Annotated in this window: 17 protein-coding genes and 1 pseudogene; 11 read left to right on the plus strand and 7 right to left on the minus strand. The window is 39.7% G+C overall.

Annotation, left to right across the window (positions count from 1 at the left end; all coding sequences use genetic code 11):
- Nucleotides 1-11 precede the first annotated feature (11 nt).
- Complete coding sequence (locus ANA_RS28225; protein WP_256370231.1) at nt 12-140, plus strand: hypothetical protein; 129 nt, start codon at nt 12-14, stop codon at nt 138-140.
- A 10-nt stretch (nt 141-150) separates the two neighbouring features.
- Here the strand turns inward: ANA_RS28225 and ANA_RS12240 are convergent, their stop codons facing one another.
- Complete coding sequence (locus ANA_RS12240; RefSeq protein WP_015080375.1) at nt 151-1164, minus strand: type I glyceraldehyde-3-phosphate dehydrogenase; 1014 nt, start codon at nt 1162-1164, stop codon at nt 151-153.
- 92 nt (nt 1165-1256) lie between these two features.
- Between ANA_RS12240 and ANA_RS26595 the strand changes: the two genes are divergently transcribed.
- From ANA_RS26595 to ANA_RS27700, 5 genes and pseudogenes are all read left to right on the plus strand, one after another.
- Nucleotides 1257-1406, plus strand: a complete 150-nt coding sequence (locus ANA_RS26595) for a hypothetical protein (protein WP_158310531.1) — start codon at nt 1257-1259, stop codon at nt 1404-1406.
- A gap of 365 nt (nt 1407-1771) precedes the next feature.
- Nucleotides 1772-3232 carry a UDP-N-acetylmuramate--L-alanine ligase gene (murC, locus tag ANA_RS12245; RefSeq protein ID WP_015080376.1) on the plus strand — a complete coding sequence of 487 codons (1461 nt, stop codon included), beginning with the start codon at nt 1772-1774 and terminating at the stop codon, nt 3230-3232.
- 101 nt (nt 3233-3333) lie between these two features.
- The gene (gene murB / locus ANA_RS12250) at nt 3334-4332 is read left to right on the plus strand and encodes a UDP-N-acetylmuramate dehydrogenase (protein WP_015080377.1); all 999 of its coding nucleotides are present in this window, start codon (nt 3334-3336) and stop codon (nt 4330-4332) included.
- Nucleotides 4333-4481: 149 nt separating this feature from the next.
- Nucleotides 4482-4829, plus strand: coding sequence for a YbaB/EbfC family nucleoid-associated protein (locus ANA_RS12255; protein WP_015080378.1), 348 nt, complete (start codon nt 4482-4484; stop codon nt 4827-4829).
- Between the two features lie 80 nt (nt 4830-4909).
- Nucleotides 4910-4999 (plus strand): annotated as a pseudogene (locus tag ANA_RS27700) (low molecular weight phosphotyrosine protein phosphatase); the annotation flags it as partial.
- Nucleotides 5000-5113: 114 nt separating this feature from the next.
- Here the strand turns inward: ANA_RS27700 and ANA_RS12260 are convergent.
- Both ANA_RS12260 and ANA_RS12265 read right to left on the minus strand, forming a co-directional pair.
- Nucleotides 5114-5476, minus strand: coding sequence for a hypothetical protein (locus ANA_RS12260; RefSeq protein ID WP_015080379.1), 363 nt, complete (start codon nt 5474-5476; stop codon nt 5114-5116).
- A 103-nt stretch (nt 5477-5579) separates the two neighbouring features.
- Complete coding sequence (locus ANA_RS12265) at nt 5580-6629, minus strand: AAA family ATPase (protein ID WP_015080380.1); 1050 nt, start codon at nt 6627-6629, stop codon at nt 5580-5582.
- 312 nt (nt 6630-6941) lie between these two features.
- Here ANA_RS12265 and mnmG point away from each other — a divergent pair, with 312 nt between their 5' ends.
- The 4 genes from mnmG to ANA_RS12285 all read left to right on the plus strand — a co-directional run bounded on the left by mnmG (nt 6942) and on the right by ANA_RS12285 (nt 12756).
- Entirely contained in the window at nt 6942-8858 is a 1917-nt protein-coding gene (gene mnmG, locus ANA_RS12270) for a tRNA uridine-5-carboxymethylaminomethyl(34) synthesis enzyme MnmG (RefSeq protein ID WP_015080381.1), read from the plus strand.
- Nucleotides 8859-9180: 322 nt separating this feature from the next.
- Nucleotides 9181-10395: a hypothetical protein gene (locus ANA_RS12275; protein ID WP_015080382.1), complete on the plus strand. Its 1215-nt coding sequence runs from the start codon at nt 9181-9183 to the stop codon at nt 10393-10395.
- A 55-nt stretch (nt 10396-10450) separates the two neighbouring features.
- Complete coding sequence (locus ANA_RS12280) at nt 10451-12121, plus strand: alpha/beta hydrolase (protein WP_015080383.1); 1671 nt, start codon at nt 10451-10453, stop codon at nt 12119-12121.
- Nucleotides 12122-12375: 254 nt separating this feature from the next.
- On the plus strand, nt 12376-12756 hold the full coding sequence (locus ANA_RS12285) for a hypothetical protein (protein WP_015080384.1): 381 nt from the start codon (nt 12376-12378) through the stop codon (nt 12754-12756).
- A gap of 729 nt (nt 12757-13485) precedes the next feature.
- Here the strand turns inward: ANA_RS12285 and ANA_RS12290 are convergent.
- The 4 genes from ANA_RS12290 to glyS all read right to left on the minus strand — a co-directional run bounded on the left by ANA_RS12290 (nt 13486) and on the right by glyS (nt 19798).
- On the minus strand, nt 13486-15354 hold the full coding sequence (locus ANA_RS12290; RefSeq protein WP_015080385.1) for an SUMF1/EgtB/PvdO family nonheme iron enzyme: 1869 nt from the start codon (nt 15352-15354) through the stop codon (nt 13486-13488).
- A gap of 7 nt (nt 15355-15361) precedes the next feature.
- Nucleotides 15362-15742 (minus strand): Pepco domain-containing protein, encoded by a 381-nt coding sequence (locus ANA_RS12295; RefSeq protein WP_015080386.1) that lies wholly within the window; start codon nt 15740-15742, stop codon nt 15362-15364.
- Between the two features lie 460 nt (nt 15743-16202).
- On the minus strand, nt 16203-17567 hold the full coding sequence (gene murD, locus ANA_RS12300; RefSeq protein ID WP_015080387.1) for a UDP-N-acetylmuramoyl-L-alanine--D-glutamate ligase: 1365 nt from the start codon (nt 17565-17567) through the stop codon (nt 16203-16205).
- A gap of 80 nt (nt 17568-17647) precedes the next feature.
- Complete coding sequence (gene glyS, locus ANA_RS12305; protein WP_015080388.1) at nt 17648-19798, minus strand: glycine--tRNA ligase subunit beta; 2151 nt, start codon at nt 19796-19798, stop codon at nt 17648-17650.
- A gap of 1034 nt (nt 19799-20832) precedes the next feature.
- On the opposite strand from glyS, the gene ANA_RS12315 reads away from it, so the two are divergent.
- Complete coding sequence (locus tag ANA_RS12315) at nt 20833-23280, plus strand: DUF4912 domain-containing protein (protein WP_015080390.1); 2448 nt, start codon at nt 20833-20835, stop codon at nt 23278-23280.
- The last annotated feature ends 243 nt before the right edge of the window (nt 23281-23523 follow it).

The following is a 23523-nucleotide window of genomic DNA, read 5'->3' on the forward strand; positions in this document are numbered from 1 at the left end:
GGGCGAAGCATTTGGAAGATAAATTATCGGTCATTGCCAAAAATAGTTCTCCAAATGCTTCGCCCGTACAGTGGTCAGTAGTCAGTAGTCAGTGGTCAGTGGTAAAGAAAAACAACGGACAAAGGACAAAGGACAACTGACAAAGGACAATTAAACCCATTTTTCAGCTACTAATTCCGCCAAATCAAGAACACGTTGGCTATAACCCCATTCATTGTCATACCATGCCATGACTTTCACCATGTCATTGCCCATAACTAGAGTCAAGTTGGCATCAACAATAGAAGATTCATCTGTACCTTGATAGTCAGAAGATACAAGTTCCAATTCGCTGTAACCTAAAATGCCTTTCAATGGACCTTCAGCAGCTTCTTTCAGAGCTTGGTTAACCTCTTCGGCAATAGTGCGCTTTTCAGTTTGTACTACAAAATCCACCATGGAAACATTAGGGGTTGGTACACGCAAAGCCACACCATTTAGCTTACCCTTCAACTGAGGAAGTACCAACGCTACTGCTTTTGCTGCACCAGTAGAGGTGGGAACGATGTTGATAGCTGCTGCTCTTGCCCGACGCAAATCACGATGAGAAGCGTCTAGTAAACGCTGATCACCTGTGTAGCTGTGGGTAGTGGTCATTATGCCTTTGATGATCCCAAATTTTTCATCTAATACCTTGGCAATGGGAGCTAAACAGTTAGTTGTACAACTGGCATTACTGATAATGTTATGGATGTTGTGGTCATAATCATGATGATTGACACCAATTACAAAAGTACCATCTTCATTTTTGCCAGGAGCGGTAATCAGAACCTTTTTAGCTCCGGCATTTACGTGCCTCATTGCCCCTTCTTTGCTGGTAAAAACGCCTGTTGATTCGATAATCAGGTCAATTCCCCACTCTTTCCAGGGTAAGTTATCTGGGTTGCGATCAGATACGCACTTAACTGTATTACCATTAAGGGTTATAGAGTTATCATCAGCACTAATATCTACACCTTGCAGCTTGCCTAACATTGAGTCATATCTAAGCAAGTGAGCATTAGTTCTAGGGTCAGATGTGTCATTAATCCCGACCAGTTGAATATTGCTATTTTCTCTACCCACCCAGCAGCGGGCAAAGTTACGTCCAATGCGCCCAAAACCGTTAATTGCAACTCTAATCACAGTATCTTGCCCTCTGTATTTATGCCTATAAGTTGATATCGTTGACCCCAATCATATCGCAAAGGGGGCGGCTATTTATAACGATAAAGTCTTTGATCAACAAAAAAATACAGAATTTTATAAGAAGGAGTCAGGAGTCAGGAGTCAGGAGTCAGGAGTTAGAAAGAAGGAAGGAAGAAGAAGAAGAAGAAAATTCTTCCCCTGTTCCCTGTTCCCTGTTCCCAATAATGATTTCTATTTAAACAATAATTTCACTACCAATGTACTATTGTAGACAATTCCGACAGAGGCTTTTGGTAAGTGATGCAAATTGCTATATCTAAAGCCATCCTACTTAGTGCTAAAAAAGTCATCACGAAATGTATTTAAATTTACACAATTTTCTTTCCCGATGTAGCAGATATTTTCAGAATAATCTTATGAGCAGATTAAAAATAATTTTCGGGGGGTAATCTGGCTCAGGGGGCAAAACAAAAGTCAAAATTTACTCATTCAGCAGGGATGAATATTTTAGATGGGATAATTAGGATCTGTAAAAATCAAAATCCTGGTATGATACGCGTGTCTTATGTGATTCTGGTGTGGTGTGGTGTAAGAGGTAAATAAAATGAGTAATTCTATAGATTTTAGTGGTAGACCATTTCATTTCATCGGAATTGGTGGGATTGGAATGTCTGCTTTGGCTTATGTTCTAACCAAACGTCAATTACCAGTATCTGGTTCAGACTTGCGTCCTAACCATATTACGCACAAGTTAGAATCTCTAGGCGCTCACATTTTTAGTAAGCAAGAAGCAAACAATCTGGAGTTCTTTGTCCCTGAAGCATCAGCTGATGATTTATTGTTAACTTCACCAGAAAAGTTGTCTGCGGCAAAAACAACCTGGCCTCAAGTGATTTGTTCCACAGCTATTAATGCTAATAATTTGGAATATAAAGCGGCGCTGGCATTAGGTTGCCCAATTTGGCATCGTTCTGATGTTCTTGCGGCTTTGATTGCTGATTATTACAGTATTGCTGTGGCCGGAACCCATGGGAAAACTACTACTAGTAGTCTGATTGGTTATATGCTTTTGCAAGCTGGACTTGATCCGACGATTTTGGTCGGTGGTGAAGTTAAGGCTTGGGAAGGTAATGCCAGAATGGGGTCTAGCCGTTATTTAGTAGCGGAAGCAGATGAGTCTGATGGTTCTTTGGTGAAGCACGCTCCAGAGATTGGTATTATTACTAATATTGAATTAGATCATCCTGACCACTACGAAAGTTTAGAAGAGGTAGTTAATACCTTCCAAACCTTTGCTCAAGGTTGCAAAACTTTGGTAGGTAGTATTGATTGCGAAACAGTGCGCGAGCGCCTGAAACCAACCATTAGCTATAGTCTTTACCCAGATAAAGGTGCTGACTACACCGTTACTAATATAGATTATCGGGCTGATGGGACAACAGCTTTAGTATGGGAAAAAGGTCAAGCCTTGGGGGTACTAAATTTACAGCTATTAAGTCATCATAACCTCAGCAATTCTTTAGCAGCAGTAGCTGTGGGTAGAGTTTTGGGATTAGAATTTGGAGAAATTGCCAAAGGGATTACTAGCTTTGAAGGTGCAAGACGACGGTTTGAGTTTCGAGGTGAAGCTGCTGGGGTGACTTTTATTGATGACTATGCCCATCATCCTAGTGAAATTCGTGTTACTCTAGCCGCAGCTCGTCTTCAAACTAGACCTGGACAAAGGGTAGTTGCTATCTTCCAACCCCATCGTTATACTCGGACATTAACGTTTTTAAAAGAGTTCGCTGAGTCTTTTACCCATGCTGATTTAGTTGTGCTAACTGATATTTATAGTGCGGGTGAGCCTGATTTAGGACAAGTTAGTGGACAGGATTTAGCCACTGCAATTAGTAAATACAACCCTGAAGTGGTTTATCAGCACACTTTACCTTTAGTGAGTGAATTTTTACTGCAAACCCTCCGTCCGGGAGATTTGGCATTATTTTTAGGTGCGGGTAATTTGAATCAGGCTATTCCTGAACTTATTACCACTATGAGTGAACCGGCAATTGCCACATCTTAGGATCAGAACTGCACTCTGGCAGGGTTTGATTAGTTAACTCCAGTACCGGATTTTTCTGGTAAATAAAGAACATAAGTCAAAAATTACCAATTTAAGTAAAGATGATAACTTCCCAGGGATTTAGCAAAATCTGCAAATTTTCTGATTTGACTCCACAACTACAAACTAAAGATGATGTGGATAATAGCAAATTAATTTACTTACCAGGAACTGATTGTCCGCTCAAAACCCATACTTCCTTGTCGGCATTTACTTCTTATCGGGTGGGAGGAGAGGCTGAATGCTACGTTTCTCCCCGCGATTTAGGAGCGTTGCAAGCAAGTATTGAGTACGCCAAAGAGAATGATTTAGCAGTCACAATACTAGGTGCTGGTTCTAACTTGTTGGTGAGCGATCGCGGTATCCCCGGTTTAGTCATCGCTACTCGTCATCTCCGGTCTAAAAACTTTGATCCAGCTACAGGTCAATTAACTGTATCCGCGGGAGAACCTATCCCTAGTTTAGCATGGGACGCAGCGGCTTTGGGATGGGAAGGATTGGAATGGGCTGTGGGTATTCCTGGAACTTTGGGCGGTGCGGTGGTGATGAATGCTGGAGCGCATGATAGCTGTATCGCAGATATGTTAGTTAGCGCTCAAGTTCTTTCTCCAGATGGAACTTTGGTAACTCTCACCCCAGAAGAATTAGGCTACAGATACCGAAGTTCACTACTACAAGGTGGTAAGCGGGTTGTGACTCAAGCCACCTTCCAACTGCAACCAGGAGCAGATCCGGTGCAAGTGACAGCTAGAACTAAGGAACATAAAAAACACCGCCTCAGCACCCAACCTTACAGCTATCCTAGTTGTGGCAGTGTGTTTAGAAATCCTAAACCTTATACTGCTGGTTGGTTAATTGAACAAACCGGACTCAAAGGTTATCAATTAGGGGGAGCGCAAGTTGCCCAACTCCATGCTAATTTTATTGTCAACCGGGGAGGAGCTAAAGCCAGTGATATTTTCTGCCTCATTCGTCATATTCAACATGAGGTACAAGAACGCTGGTCAATTTGGCTAGAACCAGAAGTGAAAATGTTGGGTGAGTTTCAAGTAGTTGCTTAAAGGCAAGAGGCAAAAGGCAAAAGGCAAAAGGCAAGAGGCAGGGATTTTCTCTATTCCCAATTACCAATTACCAATTACCCATCACCAATTACTCATCGCATCTATAATTGAATTTGATTTGTAAGTAATCGTACGGCGGATAACCAGTTATGGCAGAAAAAGGACAGGGATTTGGCTTTGGCTTAGGCAAAATGAAAGAATTAGCGGAAGCGTTTAAAAAAGCCCAACAGGTTCAAGAAGGTGCAAAGCGTCTTCAAGAAGAATTGGAGAAAATGGAGATTCTAGGAGAATCTGGTGGTGGACTTGTTAAAGTTATTGTCAGTGGTAACCAAGAACCCAAACGGGTGGAAATTGCTCCATCTGCTTTAGAAGAAGGTGCAGAAGTGCTTTCTGATTTGGTAGCTGCGGCCATGAAAGATGCCTATCAAAAGTCTACCGAAACCATGCGGGAACGGATGGAAGATCTAACCAGTGGACTGGAATTACCTGGAATGTAGTCATTAGTTAATAGTCAGTGGTCAGTAGTATAAAATAACTGGCGACTGACACAAAAATTAAATCAAAATATTATGCCTCCTATTATGGGGGAGTTGAGGGCTTTAATCAAGTTATTGATTTACTGATGGATGCTTGTGAAGGTTTGCTGAAACATATTACCCAGAAGTAATCAGGTATAAGGTTTGATTATTCCCTCTGCTTTTTGCAGGGGGTTTAATTTTGGTTGAAATATGATTTTTTTCACGCAGAGACGCGGAGCCACAGAGAAGAGCGCAAGAGTAAATTAGAGTTGTTTTGACAATTTTGATTTAATCATATTACAAAATTGTATGAAGGTTTGGAAGGTAGGTAAATGTTCAGTTTCATTTTGAACCCTGGCTATTAATTGTTCTAAATATTCTTCTTTTATGACTTCATTTGTAATTTTATAATGTTTAAGATTGTTGATCTTAAACAATTCTCTTAAATAATCCTTATGAAATTGAGCATGAGTATTAAAATGTAGTTTACCCTTAAAAAGATAATAGTTATTATGATCAACTTGATGGGGTAGTCCAATTCGTGTTAATTCTGGTAGAAGATACTTAAGCCAAGCTTTATAAACTTTTTCTTCAGTATCTCCCTCCACAAGAAAATAGATATTCATTATGCTGATATTCCTTCATTATATTCATCGAGATTAATCAATTGCATAAATGCTTCATGTCTGGATTTACCTAATCCAAAATCTTTTGCATCTTTAGCAGTTACTACACCACCCTGCGAGTAACTATTTTCCAGTGTTCCATTCCTACTTTATTGATTATATAAGGATGATGACTGGTGATTATAAATTGTAAATTTCTGCTTTCAGCTAGTAAATCACTTAAAACATTAATGCAATTAACTCCTAAACTATTCTCAAACTCATCAATTAAAATTACCGTACCTTCAGTAGATAAATAAATTGCACTGATAAGCATCAAAATTTTAAACATTCCTGAAGAAATTCGATGTTGATTAATCCAAGTATTTACACCTTTCTCCTTGATTTTCACAAAAGGATATTCTGTTAAAATCAGATGTAGATCTTCATTTTCATCTGGTCTTAACTTTATATCTTCTACTTGGTTAAAAATTTCTATAAAATTCTCTTTTATCAAATTAAATTCATTCGGAAAATGATCATATACTAATGCTAGTTTAATTTGAACTGGTAAGTTACTTCCTTTGAGATCACATAAAGTTAAAGATGAATACTTTTGAGTTAATGAAGCATATTTAATCGTCGGATAAATTGCATTAACTGAACTAGATTGATCGCTGTAAATTATTTGATTGAAACTATCCTGCACTGGTGCGATATCCGGTTCTTCACTTAATAGTGATACTGCACTTTGAAATCGAGATAATTTTGGTACAAATTTATCTTTAAATTTTATTCCTTTATCATCTCTTTTAATAAGAATTTCTCCATTTACAGATAAAGATTCATAAATAATTTGAAATTCTTGTTCTTCATTTTCTTCGCCATCTAAAATATCTTCCAAAATAAAAGCATCAAAATTATCAAGTTTTTTAGTTTCAAATTCTCCAACCCAATGATATTGTGAATTGTTATTTGCCGTAAAACAAATATCCCATTTTACACCATTTAATGACTTACCTTTGGCTATGCTTCGCATAGTAACTATTGCTTTCAGTATTTGTGTTTTACCTACACCAGAAATACCAACCAACAGCGTTAGTACAGAAAACTGAATTGGCTCAAAACGCCACTCAAATTCACGGTCATAGTAGGTTATTTCATTTATTCTCATATTTTTTATATTTAGTATTTAGCGAATGTTTTGAACAAAAAAAGTGACGCAACTTATTTTAACTTAATCTTTTTGGCTTAAATAAAAATTTATAACCATAAATTGATTAATTATAAATATCTGGTAAATTTTCTTACCCATTACTATAGCTCAACCCTCAATAAACCTTATATCTGCTACAACTAAACAATAACTCTCTCGTAGCTGCTCCTGTAACTGAACTAGTAAAAACTGAAATCGCCTCTAAATATACGCTAAAATACCGAATGTAACTAGCTTTTTAAACTTTTAATTTTTAATTCTTAATTGGTTATGACCATGCACAATGCCGCTGAATTTCCAGACGCTTATGATGTAATTGTCGTCGGTGCAGGTCACGCAGGTTGCGAAGCAGCACTGGCTACTGCCCGCCTCGGTTGTCGGACACTGCTATTGACCCTAAACTTAGATAAAATCGCTTGGCAACCTTGTAACCCCGCTGTGGGTGGACCTGCCAAGTCCCAATTAACCCATGAAATAGATGCTTTAGGGGGGGAAATTGGCAAAGTAGCAGACCGGACATACCTGCAAAAACGCATCCTCAATTCTTCACGAGGTCCTGCGGTATGGGCATTGCGAGCGCAAACTGATAAGCGGGAATATGCGGCGATAATGAAGGGAATTGTCGAAAATCAAGAGAATTTGACAATTCGTGAAGCCATGGTAACAGATTTAATCTTAAATGATAGTAATGAAGTTATTGGCTTAGAAACTTATTTTGGCGTATCTTTCCACTGTAAAGCGGTAATTCTCACCACTGGCACATTTTTAGGTGGTAAAATTTGGGTGGGAAATAAATCCATGGCCGCAGGACGCGCGGGAGAGTTTGCAGCAGAAGGTTTAACACAAACTCTCAACCGCTTAGGATTTGAAACCGGGAGACTGAAAACTGGCACACCGGCACGGGTTGATAAGCGTTCCGTTGATTACAGTCAAATGGAAATTCAACCGGGTGACGAAGCTGTGCGGTGGTTCAGTTTTGACCCCCAAGTGTGGGTAGAACGGGAACAAATGCCTTGTCACATGACCCGCACCACTAAAGAAACTCATCGTTTAATTCAAGAAAATTTACATCTGTCCCCTGTGTATGGTGGTTGGGTAGAAGCAAAAGGACCCCGCTATTGTCCGAGTATTGAAGATAAAATTGTCCGCTTTGCTGATAAGGAAAGTCACCAAATCTTTATTGAACCGGAAGGAAGGGATATTCCTGAATTGTATATCCAAGGGTTTTCCACTGGTTTACCTGAAACTTTACAAATTTTAATGTTGCGGAGTTTGACAGGTTTGGAAAACTGTGTAATGTTACGTCCTGCTTATGCAGTAGAGTATGACTATTTACCCGCAACTCAGTGTTTTCCCACATTAATGACTAAGAAAGTCCCCGGATTATTTTGTGCAGGACAGGTAAACGGGACTACAGGTTATGAAGAAGCCGCCGCTCAAGGGATAGTAGCGGGAATCAATGCAGCGCGGTTTGTGCGGGGTGAAGAAATGATTATTTTTCCTCGTGAGCAAAGTTATATTGGCACTCTAATTGATGACCTGTGTACGAAGGATTTACGCGAACCTTATCGAATGCTTACCAGTCGCTCAGAGTATCGGTTATTACTGCGTTCTGACAATGCTGATCTGCGTATGACACCTCTGGGACGGGAAATAGGTTTAATTGATGACCGGCGCTGGGACTTGTATACTCAAAAACAAGCACAAATTACTGCGGAGAAAGAACGCCTACATTGTACTAGAATAAAGGAGAATGAGCCGATGGGGCAAGCGATCGCTAATGATACCCAACAAGCAATTAAAGGCTCTATTACCCTGGCTGACTTACTGCGTCGTTCAGGTATCCATTACATTGATTTAGAACGTCACGGACTCCATAACCCCAAGCTCAAACAAGCGGAAAAAGAAGGAGCAGAAATTGATATTAAGTACGCGGGTTATTTAGCAAGACAGCAACACCAAATTGACCAAGTTGCCCGTCAAGCAAATCGCCAGCTACCTGGTGATTTAAACTACTCAACCATTGAAACTCTCTCTAAAGAATCTAGAGAAAAGCTGAACAAAGTTAAACCCCTCACCATTGGACAAGCTGCGAGAATTGGGGGAGTTAACCCAGCCGATATCAACGCCCTGCTGATATATTTAGAAATAGCTAAAAACAAGGGTACTCCAGCGATTTCCCAATAAGTAATAGATAAGTAGGTTAGCATTGAAAATCGTCGTTATGGCACTAGGCAAGAGGCAATACTTCGACTTCGCTCAGTAACCAACTTCGACTTCGCTCAGTAACCAGAGGCAAGAGGCAAGAGTGAAGAGGGTTTGGGCGATTTTACTTTTCGTTGTTGGTTATTTACTGACTCCTTTTTCCCAACTCTGGCCATAAACTTTTCTAACTAAATATCACCAAAATTTTCCAGAACAGATTAAAATTCAGGTAAAAGAGCTAGTTGATTTCCACAGCAGTAGCGGCGTTGTTTTTTATTATTTTTAGCTACAACCGAAAAAGCCTATGTTACCCAAATCTAGCACTGATTTACTTGTTTCAGAAGCATCCGATAGCACCAGCATGGCGTTAGCCATAGATTCCGTCACCAGCGAGCCTGGGATGATAGAAACCTATGCTGAAAGTTTAATGGATGAACTTTTTAATGATATTGAAAATATTTTAGATAGTCCAAGTAAGCGGAATCATCATATAGACAGAAGAGAATCTATACCTGTCCAACCCATGTCATTTAAAATGCCTGATGTGGTTTTGCCATCAACAGTTAATAAGCTGTTACAGTCCGCTTCACCTATTAAAAATATCCAAACTACAACACTGGTAGTTAATCCTCCATCTATCGGGGGAATTACTACCAAAGGTGAACCACAAATTAGTAGTTTAAGTAAAGTAATATTCATGGGATTAAGCTTAACTTTAGGGACGCTAGGGATGGTTTACTTAACTGAGTCTGGTTTATTAACTACAATAAATACTCAATTAACTTCCCAAAGTTGGCCAAATCCTCAAATATCATCACCTGTTTCTGTGACAACAGATCCTCAATTAGATTTAGTAAATTATATGTTGGCAGCCTTGACTTTAATAGAACAGCAGGGAACAACTAATGATAAAATAACTATTAAACCAGGATTTCCTGCTGGTAATATTAATCAAACAACTGCCGCACCTTTATTAAATACCCAACCTACTGCAACTTTGCCTTTACCTGTAGCAGCGAATAATGCACTACCTGCTACTAATCAGCCAAGTTCCCCTAATGTGATTGAGCGTATGTATATTCCAGTTGATCAGTCACCAGTAACCCAATATCAACTACCAACTGTTACCCCAGTACCAATACCACCCAAATTACCTTCATCTTCTTCTTTAGCAGTTCATAATCTTCCTATTAATGATAAACAACCAGCAACTAAACCCATAGCAGAAACAACGCAGGTTAAGCCCAACCCAGTCGCAGTTAATCTTCTACCAGCAAAAGAACCTACTAACATAGTAGAACAGGTTTCTGTGCCTAGCTATTCCGCACAATTAGATGGATTATTGGAGTTAGGGAATGAATCCGTGGCTTTGTTTAAAGTGGATGGTATCAGTCACCGGATTAGTTTAGGTGAAAATATTGGTCATACAGGTTGGATATTAGTAGAAGTCAGTAACGGTGAAGCTATTATTCGTCGTAATGGTGAGGTGCGATCTATTTATACAGGACAAAAGCTTTAATTCTACTCTTGACTGAAAATCAGGTAGAATTTCCTAAGTTGAGTTACAATTAAAGATGTTCACACAAAAAAGCTGGAAGGATTTTAAGGTATTTGCAGGTGTATTTTGTGCTGTTGCTCTGACACCGTTTTTTGTAGTTAACACCTCTGCACAGGCTGCAGATACCGTTGTAATTCGCTATGGACCTTTGGAGGAATCTGTATCCTTAGAAGAGTTAAAAAAGTCTACAGAAACTGGCAAATTACCAGCTAGTTTGGGAACTTATACCAAGAGAATGACTGAAGAACAACGGCGCTTTTTGGTGGAGGGACTAAAAATCCGAATTCCCATAAATGTTATTACTTTAGATAGATTAATCAATACCCAAATTGGGACTACAATCCTCAGTGATGTCTCTACAGCTATTAGCCGTGGGGATCAAGCTGGATTACAAGCGATGAAAGGCGGATTAGTTTTAGGCGCTAATTCTCCACAGGGTTTATCTATACTGAGTTTTATAGCCGCATATCCCAGTCAACGTCTAGAAATTAATTTACCTCAAGCTATAACTGTAGCGAGGAGTTTGAATGGTGCATTTATCCGCACTCAGCGGTTTATGTTTGGTCTTTCTCCCCAGGTTAACCCCAAAGATATCAAAGATATCAAAGTTGCTTCTTTAGACCCGACTCAAGGAGGAAGCGCGCAGGTACAGACACTCAAGTTAAGTTTTAACGACCAAAAGCGTCAACGACAAATTCCCCTAGATGTTTATTTTTCTAGTGCTGCAAGTACAAATAAACCTGTAATTGTCTTTTCTCATGGTCGGGGTTCAGTGCGAACTGACTTGCGTTATTTAGCTGAACATTTAGCCTCTCGTGGTTATGTGGTTGCAGCTTTAGAACATCCTGGTAGTAATGAAACTAGTTTTAAAGCAGTCAAAAAAAATAAAAACCAACTGGTTGCACCCCAAGAATTTTTAAACCGTCCCCGTGATGTCAGTTTTATTTTAGATGAATTGGAAAAACTTAACCAAACTGCGAATAGTCCCTTACAAGGAAAACTAGCAACTAATAATGTGATGGTTGTAGGTTATTCTTTTGGTGGAGGAACGGCTTTAGCATTAGCGGGAGGTGAGTTACAAATCGAAAACCTGAAACAAAGCTGTCAGCGGAAATTAGGTAAAACTAACTTGAGTGAAAGTCTTCAGTGTGCGGCGCAAGCATTACCAGAAAAGACTTATCAATTGAGAGATGCTAGAATTAAACAAGCGATCGCTCTTAATCCTACCACTTCTTTAATGTTTGGAGAAACTGGGTTAACAAAAGTACAAATCCCCACATTAATCCTCTCCAGTTCCGCAGATAAAATCACCCCACCATTAACTGAACAAGTTATCGGTTTTGCGAAAATTCCCTCTCCAAAATGGTTAGTTGGTGTGGTTGGTGGTTCTCATTTGAGTGTGATAGATCCTAAAATCACTCCATATCAACAAGGAAAACCAGGTAAACCTATATTGAATAAAGAAGTAACTGGAAAACAAGCTCAAGACGTGCGGAAGTTCCTCAAAGGTGTTACCCTAGCAATGGCGGCACAGTTAACGCCTGAAGCTAGTCAATATGCTCCTTTTTTGACTTCTGACTACGCTCAAATTTCCTCAACTCGTCTATTTCCCTTGCGGATAGTGCGAGAACTTTCTCCTGAGATGATACAAGAAGCACAAGGTCCAGGTATGACAGCCAATAAATAATAGGTTAAAGGACGAGCAAATAAGTAAAAAGGCTTGGAGGGTAAACCAAGCCCAACTTCACTCAGGGTAAAATATATAATCCATCCTACAGATTATTAATATGTTAATAATCCTTCTCAAGAGAGAATATTCAACATGATATTATATATTAATTATTTAATATTACAAATCATTAAACTTTAAGCATAAATAAACTTTCTTAATCTATATCTATAGGAAGATGAAATTTGCAACCCTCATGAGGATTTCCCCTAATGAAAAAGATGATCGTTGCCTTCTTAATGATGCCGTCTTTATTCTTCTCGCTAGTACAAGAACAAGCATTAGCTCAAGACTGTATCCAAACAGTGTTACAGGGTGCGGCTACTACAGCTCTTGGTATTTATGAACAAAAGTGCCTTACACTTAATTATTCTGGAGGCGTAGTAAAAAAAGATGTCCAATACAACTGCTGTGGTCCATCTGCCACAATCCGCATCAACGCGAATGACTGGGAATTACTCAGAAAAGCTGGAAAACTAGATGGTCTGCGCTATCAAAAAGTGACAGTAGGTGATGATAGCCGGACAGTTGAGTTCAAAAAGATTACGAATGACACACCTTCATTAATCGACGGCAAAGATTTCTTTAAATAAGCCAGATGAACGAAAATTTTTAAACTTGATTTTTTTAGGGACATAACAATGTTGTGTCCCTAGTTTTTTGACTCACACTTGCACTTCCATAAGGATGCTTATTTATTTGTGTTAATCAATAAATTTTGGGTTGCGCTTTGCTTAACCCAACCTACGGTACTATGGTACTAGGAAAATGTTTTTGAATTGAGCCAGTCAAGTCTTCGGTTTCCCTACCAAGCTAACTGGCTCGGTTTTATATTTGGATATAGTCACCCACATCACTGGGTTTGAGTTTGGACTCTCTGGTGTACGCTTGATAGAATCCCTCCTATCAACTCTGACTGTAGAGAGTGCTGGCGAGGAAGACCCGAACACAACACGAAAACCGAGATTATTGTCTTGATTACGCGCGTTGTTCCTGTTACGATTCGCCGAACGGCAATTGATAGCATTGTTGTACCAAGAACCGCCCCGTTTAATAACTCAACCCCAAGCTATGTGCCATACATACTAAGAAGTATAAGCAAGGATAGCCACCCTCAATTTACAACATCCGAATATTAATCGGCGATATTGTTTACAAGTCTTTAACAAATGATTTTTGATGATATTAAACCCTTTGTAGAGACGTTCCATGGAACGTCTCTACATTTTTGAAGATGTATATAATAAAAAAAATTCGCTCGCTGGCGCTCGCAAGGGTAAAGAAATAAAGAGAAGAGCGCAAAAGCGCAAGAGGGTAAAGGGCTAAGAAAGTCCTGGCGAGGAAGACCCGAACACAACACGAAAACCGAGAAGATCGACCTGATCACGCGCGCGGTACCTGCTACGATCCGCCGAACGGCAATGGATAGCAAAGGTGCACCAAGAACCGCCCCGACATATATAAGCACGGTTATCTTCTTTAACTACCTTTAATTCTCCCCAAGGTTCATTGCCATTACTTTTTAAACGCGCTGGCTTTTCGCTATAACTGTCGTGAAATTCATCCCAGCACCATTCCCAGACATTCCCGTGCATTTGATATAAACCCCAGGGGTTAGGGGTGAAACTATCCACATTTACGGTACATTCTCGATATTTGCCCTTGGGGGTATCCGCATAAGGATAATTGCCGTTATAGTTAACTTGATCAGTTGTAATAGTCTTACCAAAAGCAAAGGCTGTAGTTGTTCCAGCCCGACAGGAATATTCCCATTCTGCCTCTGTGGGCAATCTGACAGCCCGCTTTGTTTGTTCAGATAGCTTTTCACAAAAAGCCTGGGCTTCGTGCCAGGAAACGCCAATTACAGGCTGCTTATCGCCTTGAAACTCGGAATCATATTGCTCAGATGGCTTAGTTTTCATGACAGCGTACCATTGGGCATTGGTAACAGCATATTTGCCCATTAAAAACTCTTGCAAATACACCTCATGCTGGGGGGTAGACCAGTCTAACCATGTTTCAACATCTTCACGCTCTACGTTATATTTCAGAGCATTTTCTAGGGCTATTTGGCGTTCTTCTGGGGGCATTCCCATCATAAACTTCCCTGTAGGCACTCGCACCAGTTCCAGGGTTAAACCTTGACCTAAATTTACAGTCAACTCAGAGCCTTTTACTACTGCTATTTTCTGTCCCTGTTCCTCTGAAGAACCTCTCTCCAAACCTCTCTCCTGGGAGGAGAGAGGCTTTGATTTCTCCCCCTTCCCTGGTAGGGAAGGGGGTTGGGGGGTTAGGTTCTGCTTATTTGACAATCTCCCAAAGGCTGCAATGGCTTTCATATCCTGTCCACCTGCGGCCACGTTCACACGCACCCATAACTGAAAAGCTAAATCAAAATTTCCTTCAATTTCTGCTTGCATAGCATCTTCTCTGAGGGTGCTAATATCCCTGTCAGTGGCAGATTTAGGCAATAAAATATAATGCAATTTTGTAGCAGGTTCTATGGCAGCATAGGGAGTCTGAGGATAATTTTTATGCTTTTGGGTCAATTGGGGAACTTGATAGCGCAAATAGTTATACAACCGTTCAACCGTCGCGCAGTTGCTTTCACCTTGAATTTGCAACCCATTGAGTAATACATGAGTAAAAGCGCCTTGTTTAATTTCCTCAATTTCGTAGGAAACCTGACTGGGACTACAGGAATAGAAGGTAATTACACCTTGCTGTTTTTCTTCACCAATTCCCAAACCAGCGCTTTTTTGACCAGTGCTGCGACAAGCATCAATAAACAACACTACATTATCCGCACCACTGCGCCGCAAACGTTCTGTGATGTAGGTAATGGGAATTGCTAAATTGGGTACAGTGCGAGGATTTCCATCTATGGGTAATAAATAATCTCGTCCTTCGTGGGGCATCCCATGACCGCTAAAATAAAACCAGAGGGTATCCCCAGGATTTAAGAAAGGGGTTTGAAAAGTTTCGTCTAAAAATGACAATAGCGTGGTGTAAGTTGGTTGGGTTTCTCGTGGGGAATCATCACAGAAAAACCTGAGATAATCTGATTTTACAGACAAATGATGCTGAAAATAATCCCGCACCTTTTCTGCATCAGTTTTTGCGTAATTAAGGGGCGAAATGCCGTTATAATATCCATTGATGCCAATGACAATAGCGCAATTTTCAGCCATATTCTGATCAATTTACAGGAGATTGGGAGGATGAACGCTTAAATTTTAGCTCAATTGCGCCTTTACCAGCAGCTTTTACACCTGTACCAAGCCATTTAATTTCCCCTTCACTACCAATTTCTACAGTGAGGGTAATTTCATCAAGCTGGAGTTCTCCTTGGGTTGTGATTTGCTTTTGGACATCAGTAAACACACCGCTGATTACTCCCACAAAATGCGACATCTGCTTCGCTAACATCCCCGCGTTTATGCGACTGTCTTTCGTTTCTTCATCTTTCGGAGGATTAGCGCTGGGAAAACCACCTTTTGCACCTGATTTTAAGCCATTATCGGAACTACTTGCGGTGACAATCCACAGTTCTTCATCTTGCCAGTTTTTGTCTGTCATATTACATCCTCACACCTTCTTGGACAATTCTCGCACATAAGATGAGTAAAGTAGGTAGTCGGACAAAATTAAATTCACTCGTTAAGAAAGGGAACAGAGATCAAAACTATAACTTACGAATTGACAAAAAAAAACAGAATATATATTAGTGAAAAATCAGGTTCCTCGTAGGGGTTTAGCAGTGCTAAACCCCTACCATACTTGTCTGTTTACGATCAATGTAATCATCAATGAAAGCCTGAAACAACGTATTTCCTTCAATACATAAAATGATTAATTTGTATAGTGCGTAAGTCCTAAAAACATATAAATTTGATTAATATTAGACTTCCTTGCATCAACCTAACCTACAACGCTACTCATCCTCTCTGCGTCTCTGCGTCTCTGCGTCTCTGCGTGAAATAAATCCATATTTTCATTCACCAAAGCCAAATGCTGGGTTTCCTTGTGTCAACCCAACCTACGATACTAGATACTTTTGACACAATTGCCGAAAGTCTTCACCCCGCATTTCAAAGTTAGGATATTGGTCAAAACTAGCGCAAGCTGGAGATAATAATACCACTGATACTTGATGTTTTTTCGCTAATTCCGCAGACATGGGTAAAGCATTTTCCATTGTCTCAACTATTTGATAATTACTATATCCCACCTCTTCCAGCCGTTTAGCAAATGCTGGTGCTGCATTCCCAATGAGTAAGACGGCGGCGGCTTTGGCTTGAATTTGAGCTAACCAAGCGGTATCATCTCCGGCTTTGGCTTCCCCACCAGCGATTAAAATGGCGGGACTTTGCACAGATGCTAATCCTACTTCGGCTGCGTCGTAATTGGTGGCTTTGCTATCGTTAATAAAATCAATACCTTGCCAAGTGCAGATATGCTCTAAGCGGTGGGGAACGCCAGGGAATTCACGGACAGCTTGAGAAATGGCGGTAATATCTATACCTGCTAATCTGGCGGCGGCTACGGACATGAGGAGATTTTGCTGGTTATGTTCCCCTACCATTCGCAATGCAGATACCTCTACAATGGGTTGGGGTGTGGCGGTGATTTTTTCGATTACCCAGCCATTTTCTATATAAAAGCCTTTTTCACCTATGAGAAATTCTTGACCTTTAACGCTTGTCCAATAGGCGTTTGGCCAATGATTTAATCCTAATTTGCTCAAATAAGCATCATCACCATTAAATATTTGAATTTGGGAATTATGTAATAATTTGGCTTTGATATTATAGTAATTTTCTAATGTTTTATGCCGGGCTAAATGATCTGGGGTGAAGGTTGTCCAAATCCCAATACGAGGCGCTAAAGTTACAGAAGATTCAATTTGATAACTACTAAGTTCGCCAATTATCCAATCTGGTTTTTTCGGAGATAAAGCAACTTCACAAGCAGCATAACCAATGTTACCACAGGCGGGGGCGTTTAATCCTGCGGTTTGGAAAATGGCCGCAGTTAACGCGGTGGTGGTGGTTTTACCATTTGTACCAGTGATTGCTACCCAAGGAATATCTTGTAAATTTCGCCAAGCTAGTTCCATTTCGCCAATAGTTTCTATGCCCAATTCTCGCGCTTTGGCTAGAATAGGAATATCCCAAGGAACTCCGGGACTGACAACTATTAACTTGGATATATCAGAATCGGTAAATTCTGGTGTGTTTCCTAATTTGACGGTAATGTGTTCACTGGCGAGTTTTTGTTGTTGTTCGAGGAGGGTTGGGGAGGTGCTACTATCGCAAAGTTCAACCTCCCAGCCTTCCTGTTTCAACAATCTTGCCGCAGCAACACCGGATTTTCCGAATCCAATAATTAGCGCTTCTGGCATAGACTATGTAGCATCCCTGGTTAAGCTTCCCTATTGTAGTGTTAATTGGCAGAAATTACACCACTTTTTGTTGCTTTAGGCTACAAATTTTTGACTATTGCGCCAAAGTCCGCCAGTACACGGGCGTGATTTCGCAGTAATCCCAGTAAATTTAAGCGATTTTGCTTAATATCGGGATTTGCGTCCATGACTAAAACGCTGTCTTCACCATCAAAAAATGTACCCACGGTAGGAGCGATTTTTGTCAGTGCGGTTACTAACAGTTGATAATCCCGGTTTTGTTGTGCTGCTTGGGTTTGGGGAACTAGTTCCAGCAAAGCGTTATAAAATGCAGATTCGGATTTTTTCTGGAACAGTTCGGGATTAATTAAAGATTGTGGTTCTAGGGTTTGAAAATCTAAATTTCCCTGTGCTGCTAACCGGGTGGAACGGTTGACAGTTTCGTAGATTTTATCTAATGTACCATCTTTGCGGATTTTTTGTAAATAGAGAGAGCGATCGCGGACATCTAATAAATCCGTTAATGCCCGTTCTGTGTATTCAGGATCATTTTCTCCCAAAACTGCATTTACTAAATCGTAATCTATCTGTTTTTCGTCTTGTAATAAAGTGCGAATCCGTTGCAGGAAAAATTCTTGCAAGGTTTTAATTAAGGATTTGGCATCTTTATTAAAAGTTGTAGCAAAATCTGTGGCGATTTGTTCTAAAAGGGTTGATAAATTAATTTGCAAATTCGCCAACCAGGTAATATTAACAATCGCATTTGCCGCGCGACGCAATGCAAAAGGATCTGATGAACCTGTGGGAATTAAACCCAAACCAAAGATACTAACTAATGTATCTAATCTATCAGCTAAACCGACAATTTGCCCTGTGAGAGTTTGGGGGAAAATATCATCAGCATTTCTGGGTAAATAATGCTCAAAAATCGCTTTTGCAACTTCTGGATTTTCACCATTTGCTAAAGCGTATTTTTCGCCCATAATTCCCTGTAATTCAGGAAACTCATAAACCATTTGCGTGACTAAATCGGCTTTACAAAGTAATGCGGCTCTTTGTATATTATGGGTTTGGACTGGATTTAATTGTAATTGAGTAGTAATTTTTTCGGCATTTTTAACTACTCTTTCGACCTTAGCGCGAACTGAACCTAAATCTTCTTGGAATGTGACTTTTTCTAATTGGGGTAAATAGCTTTCTAAAGGTTTAGATAAATCAGCTTCATAGAAAAATCTGCCGTCTGCTAACCGCGCTCGAATTACTCTCGCATTCCCGACAGCGATAATATCTGATTTGGCAGGATCTCCGTTACTAATAGTAATAAAATTGGGTAATAATTCCTGACAGTCAGCATTTTTGAAGACGGGAAAATAACGCTGATGACTTACCATGACTTCGGTAATTACTTCTTTTGGTAAGTTGAGAAATTCTTCTTCAAATTGGCCGATAACTGCGGTGGGATATTCAACTAAGTTGATTACTTCTGCTAGTAAATCGGGGTAAATTGGGGTATACCCACCTAATTTTTCGGCGGCGGCTTTGACTTGATTTGTGATAATTTCGGCACGGTTTTCTGGGGGGACATTTACATAACCGGAAGCCAATGTTTTCACATATTCTGTAGCGTGGGAAATACTGACTGGTTCGGGGTGTAATACTCTATGGGTGCGAGAAATGCGATTACTCTTGACAACTTTTGCCCCATTTTCTAATTCTAATGGTAAAATTTCCCCATCTAATAATGTGACTAAAGTGCGAATTGGCCGGGAAAATCGTCCGTCACCATGTCCCCACCGCATTAACCGCTTACCTTCTAAGTTCCAGACCCATTGGGGGACAAGTTCGGTTAAAATGTCGGCTATGGGACGACCGGGAATTTGTTTGTTCACAAAGACGAAATCGCCTTTTTCTGTGGGACGAATTTCTAAAGCGGAAATATCTACACCTTGCTTAGTCGCAAAACCAATGGCGGCTTTAGTGGGTTGTCCATCTTTAAAAGCTGCTTGTGCGGGTGGTCCTTTAATTTCTTCTTCCCTGTCTGCTTGTTGGGAGGGTAAACCGGTAATGAGAACTGCTAACCGTCGCGGTGTTCCATAGACTTCAACCACAGTGTTGGGGAGATTGTGGGTTTTGAGACTTTCAGGAATGCGCGATTTCCATTGTCCAATAGCGTCACTCAAAAAACCTGCGGGTAATTCTTCTGTACCGACCTCTAATAAAAATGCTGGCATAAGATACTGTTTTTAACTTGGCGTGGCTTAATATTAGTCAATTCCAGTATTGTACGCCAGTTCTGACTCTTGGGAGTAACTCCATTCATAATTGTAAGGTTTATCTTTATAAAACACTATTCATGGCAATAAATACCCCAATTGAGAAAGTGTAATCAACTATCTTTATTGTCTGAATCAGGATGTCCAGGATTAGAGGATTTACAGGATGGTAATTTGTAAGTTGTTGGTGGGATACTGAAATTGTAATTGTCTGAATCAGGATATCCAGGATTTGAGGATTTTCAGGATGTGATTGTTTATTTGAAGTGGCGATTTTGAGGATTTTTTCGTCTGAATCAGATATTTTCATTATGTTGGGTTGCGTTCCTTAATCTAAGCTCCTACTGAACCGAATTGACAATATCAGCGATAGCACTTAAAATTTTATATAATAATTAGCTGACTGCTGAAAGCTATTAATTAACTATAAGCCTCTATCGGTAAACAAGAACAAACAAAATTCCTATCCCCAAAAGCCGCGTCAATTCTCCCCACACTTGGACATAACTTATATTCCTTATTCCAAAGTGCAGGATAAGCAAAGTCTACTTCCCCATGAACGATTAGAATTAGTAAAGGAAAATACACGGGATAAAAAACGAATTTCGGTTTTTAATTAATCAGAGTGCGTTGAAACGCAATTTAGCGATAAGACCGTAAGTTTATTAGACATCTGGTGAAAATTAAATATGCGTGACTTACAACCCTTGTAGAGACGTTCCATGGAACGTCTCTACATTCTTTTCTGGAGAAATTTATTTCGTGGTTGGGGTAGAAGCCAATAGATAAGCCATTTCTAGCTTCAGTTGACACCTCCTGATTCCTTCCTTGTGCTTCCGACTCCCGACTCCTACTTTTTTATTTTTATCACTTGTGTTATTACAGATAAAAATAACTAACGCTGTATAATTAACCCATCTTCTCAATCAAAACGATATTTTGAGTATTGGCGTTGGCGAGTAGTTCATTTATATTAGCTAAATCAGGGATATATGTGGCAACAACAAAAAAAAGATCGTGTAATGATCAAACTGGCCTTATTAACGGCTATAACTACCAGTCCAGTGGGAGCAAATCTCTTGATTTCCCTACCCGTCCGCGCGGAATCTGAGAGTAATACCCCGGCTTTTGCTTTACCGAAAAAAGTAGAAAATGGTACTGTCATTAAAATTGACGGTTCTCTTAACTCTATCATTGTCAACCAACGCCTCAAAGAAAACTTTGAAAAACAGTTTTCAGGAACTCAGGTAGAAATTGGCGTAAATGGGAATGAATATGCTATAAAATCGGTTTTAGATGGTAAAGTTGACCTAGCATCCCTTGGTCGTAGACTCACCCCAGAAGAAAAAGCACAAGGGTTAAAACAGGTGTTGGTGCGTCGAGAAAAAATTGCCATCATTGTTGGTATGAATAATCTCTTTTCTGACAGTTTAACTATTGAGCAATTTGCCAAGATTTTTCGAGGAGAAATTGCAGATTGGTCAGAAATAGGAAAAGGTAAAGGTAAGATTAGATTTATAGATCGTCCCTTAAATAGTGATACTCGCAGTTCTTTTGGTGAATATTCAACATTTAAGTCTGGACAATTACTAACAGGTGCTAATGCTGTGCAAATGCTGGAAGATAACACAACTGACATCATTAGAGAATTAGGTAATGATGGCATTAGCTATGTTTTAGCAAATCAAATTTCCAATCTGCCAGATGTGCGAGTATTAAAAGTACAAAATTACTTACCAAATGATTCTAAATATCCCTTTTCTCAGTCTTTTGTTTACGTTTATAAAGAAAATCCCAGTCCTAAAATTAGAGATTTTCTAGGCTTTATTTTAGCTAAACCAGGAGAAGAGTCAATAAAAGCTGCTAGAGAAACAGAAGCAATTGCTATTGCAGCCAGAACATTACAAACTATTTCTAGACCTATGGCTACCACAGCCACTCCTCAAGTTTCTCAAACTCCATCTTTAACAACGATTCCCGAAACATTAGTTACACCCCAATCTATAAAAAATAAAGGGGAAACAGGGTTGATAAATCCTCTTGATAATCCTTCAATGATTACCAAGAATATGAAGTTTTTCTTACTACTACCTTTATTTTTTATTGCGGGATTAAGTATTTTTTTACCATTGTGGTTGAGAAGAAAAAATCGAGTTGCTTCCAGCGGCGCTTCGCTATCCTCAAATCCGGAAACCGATTCCCTTCCAGAAACAGTTTTTACTCTGTCAGATTCAGAAGCATTCGCATCAATTCTCGCTAACAATGGTAATGGCAATGGTAATGGTGCAAATCACTACAAACAAGAAAACTCCGAGGAAATAACAGCAATTGGCAATATAGCTGTCATAGATATACCGCAGACAAGTTCCCCTCACAATCAAATAAACAAAATTTCTGAAATTGATCTGAATATAGATTATGATGAAGTAGTTTGGGATACGGAAGACCCGGTAATTGTTGTTAATAATCACTTTCCCCCAATCCCGAATATTCACCACCAACCAAATGATGCAGATATCTCCACAGATGAAGTCAGCAATTTTCTCTTAGAAGTACTAGAACTACCTGTAACTAGATCTAATCAAAATATTACATCCCTATCAGAATTACTTGGTATCACTTCGACACCAGTTAAGCCAGATAGCAGCCTATCAGAACTCCTGAATACAACCCCTAAACCAGTCAACCAACCACCGCAAAATCAAGATTTACCATCAGAGTTAGGAGAGGCTTTAAACGCTATTAACAGTCCAATTGCACTCACACAACTGGAAATAGAAGAAGAGATATATCCTACTCTATTGCATCCCACAGCCACAAATGAAGACATAGCTATCGAGTTAGATGCAGAGATAGAAGCTTGGACTAATATTAATCCCATGACTGTGACTGGAAATACCAGAATTATCTTCACACCTCGCACTCCCAAATGGGCTTACCTGTCTTGGTATATTTCCGATAATCATCAACAAACATTACAGAATCAAGGACTTACCATTTTAGCAATTCGGGTCTATGATGTTACAAACCTTGATCTAAGCTATCAACGTCCTCAATTTGATGCACAATATGAATGTGAAACCGCAACATCTAGTCGTTATGTGCCTATTCCCAGGGGTGAACGGGACTACATGACAGAAATTGGTTATGTGAATAATGATAATCAGTGGTTGTGTTTAGCGCGTTCTGGTACAGTCCGTATTTTCAGTCGTCCGAGTACGGATTTCTGGGTTGTCGTTGATGCAGAATTAGTTCTTCATGGTGCAACAGAAGAAGGTGCAAATGTCACTATTGATGGTCAAAAAGTCAAAGTAAATCCTGATGGTACATTTAAGTTAACGATTCCCTTTGTAGATGATCTACTTAGTTATCATATAACAGCAACTTCTGTCAATAGAGAACATACCAAAGCTATTGATAAGAAGTTTTTCCAGGAATAAAAAGAGAGTTAAAAGGTAGGTTGGGTTGTTCGCGTTAGCGTTGCGGAGCAATGGCTTTGCGAAACCCAACAAAACCAATTATTTCTAATGTTCAAATGTTGGATTTTCCATTATTTCTAATGTTCAAATGTTGGGTTTTCAATTATTTCTAAGAGGTTGTTTGAAAAGTATTATATGAAACCCATAATCTCCAAAAACCTAACCCCCCTCCCCCCCCTTCCCTACAAGGGAATGGGGGTTTTA

The sequence above is a fragment of the Anabaena sp. 90 genome, from assembly GCF_000312705.1.
GTDB classification, from domain to species: domain Bacteria; phylum Cyanobacteriota; class Cyanobacteriia; order Cyanobacteriales; family Nostocaceae; genus Dolichospermum; species Dolichospermum lemmermannii.